Source organism: Diaphorobacter ruginosibacter (genome assembly GCF_040396215.1).
Lineage (GTDB): Bacteria > Pseudomonadota > Gammaproteobacteria > Burkholderiales > Burkholderiaceae_C > Diaphorobacter_A > Diaphorobacter_A ruginosibacter_A.
In genome coordinates, this window is sequence record NZ_JBEBOW010000208.1 from 1 (window position 1) to 3937 (window position 3937).

The 3937-nt window shown below is 62.5% G+C and carries 4 protein-coding genes and 1 tRNA gene; all 5 read right to left on the minus strand.

What is annotated here, in order from left to right:
* Positions 1 to 5: 5 nt before the first annotated feature.
* Positions 6 to 82 (minus strand) — tRNA-Pro (locus ABWP92_RS16730).
* 33 nt (positions 83 to 115) lie between these two features.
* Positions 116 to 625 carry a MerR family transcriptional regulator gene (locus ABWP92_RS16735; RefSeq protein ID WP_353236538.1) on the minus strand — a complete coding sequence of 170 codons (510 nt, stop codon included), beginning with the start codon at positions 623 to 625 and terminating at the stop codon, positions 116 to 118.
* A 104-nt stretch (positions 626 to 729) separates the two neighbouring features.
* Positions 730 to 1080, minus strand: a complete 351-nt coding sequence (locus tag ABWP92_RS16740; RefSeq protein WP_353236540.1) for an integration host factor subunit alpha — start codon at positions 1078 to 1080, stop codon at positions 730 to 732.
* Positions 1080 to 3512: a phenylalanine--tRNA ligase subunit beta gene (pheT, locus tag ABWP92_RS16745; protein ID WP_353236539.1), complete on the minus strand. Its 2433-nt coding sequence runs from the start codon at positions 3510 to 3512 to the stop codon at positions 1080 to 1082. Before pheT ends, ABWP92_RS16740 begins: the two co-directional genes overlap by 1 nt.
* Positions 3513 to 3614: 102 nt before the next feature.
* Positions 3615 to 3937, minus strand: a 323-nt coding sequence (locus ABWP92_RS16750; protein ID WP_502907560.1) for a tRNA ligase subunit PheS family protein, incomplete at its 5' end; no start/stop codon positions are given.

Below are 3937 nucleotides of genomic sequence, written 5' to 3' on the forward strand. Positions count from 1 at the left end.
ATAAATGGTCGGCGTGGCGGGATTCGAACTCGCGACCCCTTGCACCCCATGCAAGTGCGCTACCAGGCTGCGCTACACGCCGACAAGACTTAGATTATATAGTAGTTTTTCGCCTCTAAAACAAAAGAGCACGAATTTCCTGCAGCTCTTTTCTGATGGCCCGCATGCTGAGCGCGCACCCGGCAACGCTGGCGTCACTCGATGCATGCACGGCTTCGGACTGGGGAATCTGGGTTTCGGGTGCCGCGGCGTCAGGCGGCGGCGCGCCGAAGTCCGGGCCGAGGCTGCCGGCGGCCTCATCCAGCTCGGGGTGGAACGTGGTGTCTTCTTCAGCGATCGCCAACTGGCTGGCGCCGGTTTTGCCGAAATGGGCAAGCTCCTGAAGCCGGTTGCGCGCACCGCTGATGGTGAACCCCTGGTCGTAGAGCAGGTCGCGGATGCGGCGCACCATCAGTACTTCGTGATGCTGGTAGTAGCGACGATTGCCACGGCGTTTCATGGGGCGCAACTGGGTGAACTCCTGCTCCCAATAGCGCAGCACATGTGGCTTGACCCCGCACAGTTCCGCCACCTCGCCGATGGTGAAGTAACGCTTGGCCGGGATGGGTGGCAGCACTGTGCTCATGTGTGTTCTATGACAGTGAGGGAAAATCTATCAAGAGTACTCCAGCGAAAACACCCCTATTGTGATTGGGGAAGCATCCGTACAAATACGCTCGGACATTCTCCTCAGTCTTTGATCTCGCCTTGAATTTGCTCCTTTAGCTTGGAGCTGGCATGGAATGTAACCACACGGCGCGCCTCGATGGGAATGGATTCGCCGGTGCGCGGGTTGCGCCCCGGGCGTGGCGCCTTGGTGCGGATCTGGAAATTGCCGAAGCTGGAGAGCTTGACGTCGTCGCCGCTCACGAGGCTCTTGACGATCAGATCGAAAAAGGCGTCGATCATGTCCTTGGACTCGCGCTTGTTCAGGCCGATCTGCTCGAACAGCATGTCGGCCAGCTGAGCCTTGGTGAGCGCCGGAGATTCAAGGCTTTCCACAGTGAACTCGCCTGCTCCGGTATCGTCATTGAGCGTCATCATCGCAATCTCGCTCCCACTTTGTCCGCCAGCGACTGCACGATCGCCTGCACGGCCGATTCAATGTCGGCTTCGGCCAGGGCCGCGTTGTCCGTGCCCAGCGCCAGGCGGATGGCCAGGCTCTTTTCGCCTTCCGCCAGGCCGCCCGCGGAGCCGGCCTTGGGACGGAATACGTCGAACAGCACGGCCGAGCGCAGCACGCCCTTCGGCGCACCCGCGTGGATGGCATCCATGACGGCCGCGTGGGTCACATTTTCCGCGGCGACCACGGCGATGTCGCGCTCGACAGCCTGTTGCCTGGATACGGGCTGGAATACCGGCACGTCGCGCGCGAGCACCGCATCCAGATCCAATTCGAAAATGATGGGCGCATGGGCCAGCTCCCAGCTCTGGCGCCACTTGGGATGCAACTCGCCCACAAAGCCGATTTCGCGGCCGTCCTGCAGCACGCGGGCGCAGCGGCCCGGGTGCATGGCCGGATGCTCCGCCGGCTCGAACGTGGCTTGCCTGGGCGCGAGCAGCGCTTGCACGTCGCCCTTCACGTCGAAGAAATCCACCTTGGCATCGCTCGCGCCCCATTGCAGCTGCTCGGCGGCGCCATAGGCCAGGCCCGCCACGCGCATCGGCTGGCGGAATCCCTTGACCGTGGTGTCACTCTCCGGGACGGAGTCGTCCCGCAGGAAGACGCGGCCCAGCTCGAACACGCGTACGCGGCTGGCCTTGCGGTCCACGTTGAATTTCAGCACCTGCAGCAATGAGCCGATGAGCGACGAGCGCATCACGCTCAGGTGGCTGGCGATGGGGTTGAGCAGCTTGATCGGGCTGGCATTGCCCGCCAGTTCGCTCTCCCATTTTTCCTCGACGAAGCTGAAGTTGATGGTTTCCTGATAGCCCAGTCCTGCCAGCAAATGACGCACGTCGTAGGCGCCGCGCCGGTTTTCGGCGCGCAGCCGGGGCGAAATCGGAGCCAGCGGCTTGGCGGTCGGCAGATTCTCGTAGCCGATCATGCGGGCAACTTCTTCGATCAGATCCTCTTCGAGATTGATGTCGAAGCGGAAGGAAGGCGCCGTCACGGTCAGCACGCCGTCGCCCTGCTCCGTCGGCAGGCCGAGCCCAGCCAGCGCATCATGGCACTGCTGCTGCGTGAGCGGCATGCCGATGACCTTGGCCGCGCGCTCGACGCGCAGCGCGACTTTCTTTGCCGTGGGCATGTTAGGCTTCTGGTCGTCGATGGCGCCCGCCACCGTGTCCGGCGTGCCGCAGATTTCCAGCACCAGTTGGGTGATGCGCTCGATGTGCTCGACGGTTCCTTCGGGATCCACGCCGCGCTCGAAACGATGGCCCGCATCGGTCGAGAAATTGAAATGGCGCGAGCGGCCCGCGACCGCCTTGGGCCACCAGAAGGCGGCTTCGATGTAGATGTTCCTGGTGTCGTCCGAGACAGCCGTTGCATCGCCGCCCATGATGCCGGCGAGCGATTCGAGTTCCTTGTCATCGGCGATCACACCGACCTTCAGGAAATCGTCAATGGTGATGGTGCTGCCGTTCAGCAGCTTGAGCTGCTCGCCCACCTTGCCCCAGCGCACGCAGAGGCCGCCGTGGATCTTGTCGAGGTCGAAAATGTGCGAAGGACGGCCCAGCTCGAACATCACGTAGTTCGATATGTCGACCAGCGGCGACACGCTGCGCTGACCGCATCGGGCGAGGCGATCGACCATCCACTGCGGCGTCTTCGCCTGCACGTTCACATTGCGCATGACGCGGCCGGAGAAGCGGCCGCACAGATCGGTGGCCTCGATCTTCACCGGCAGCTTGTCCTGCGTGCCGACCGTGGCGGCCGGGAAGCTCAGTGTCTTGAGCGGTGCACCCGTCAATGCGGAGACTTCACGCGCGATGCCGTAGACCGACAGGTTGTGCGCCAGATTCGGCGTGAGCTTGAGCGTGAACAGCGTGTCGTCGAGATTCAGGTACTCGCGGATATTCTTGCCCAGCGGCGCATCCAGCGGCAATTCAAGCAGGCCGCCGTGGTCATCGGCGATCTTCAATTCCTTGGCCGAGCACAGCATGCCGTGGCTTTCCACTCCGCGCAGCTTGCCGACCTTGATCCTGAAGGGCTTGCCGTCCTCACCGGGGGGCAGTTCCGCGCCGACCATCGCACAGGGCACCTTGATGCCGACGCGCGCGTTCGGAGCACCACACACGATGTTGAGCAGTTCGCCCGCGCCGACATCCACCTTGCAAACACGCAGGCGATCCGCGTCGGGGTGCTGCACCGCTTCCTTGATTTCACCCACGACGATGCCGGTGAACGCGGGCGCGACCGGCTCCAGCTCCTCGACTTCCAGACCCGCCATGGTGAGGGTATCGGCAAGCTGTTGGGTGGTGAGTTGGGGGTTGCAGAATTCACGCAACCAGGATTCTGGGAATTGCATAGCTTTTTAAAACTCTCTGGCGTTGGTCGGGCCTGTTCCCGGTTTGTATTTGTTGCTCTGAACAGGCTGTACGGATCAATGGAATGGCGGTGACAGCCGCCGTTACTGGAACTGCGACAGGAAACGGATGTCGCCGTCAAAGAACAGCCGCAAATCGTTCACGCCATAACGCAGCATGGTCAGCCGGTCCGGCCCCATGCCGAAGGCAAAGCCGATGTATTTTTCCGGGTCGAGCCCCATGTTGCGCACCACGTTGGGATGCACCTGGCCCGAGCCGGAGACTTCGAGCCAGCGGCCCGCCAGCGGCCCGCTCTGGAACTGGATGTCGATCTCCGCGCTCGGCTCGGTGAACGGGAAGAAGCTGGGGCGAAAGCGCAGCACCAGATCGTCCTGCTCGAAGAACGTCTTGCAGAAATCGGTGAACA

Bases quoted from the DNA above. Each gene is read 5' to 3' on its own strand.
- ABWP92_RS16735 (WP_353236538.1), bottom strand. From the start codon at position 625: ATGAGCACAGTGCTGCCACCCATCCCGGCCAAGCGTTACTTCACCATC.
- ABWP92_RS16740 (WP_353236540.1), bottom strand. From the start codon at position 1,080: ATGACGCTCAATGACGATACCGGAGCAGGCGAGTTCACTGTGGAAAGC.
- pheT (WP_353236539.1), bottom strand. From the start codon at position 3,512: ATGCAATTCCCAGAATCCTGGTTGCGTGAATTCTGCAACCCCCAACTC.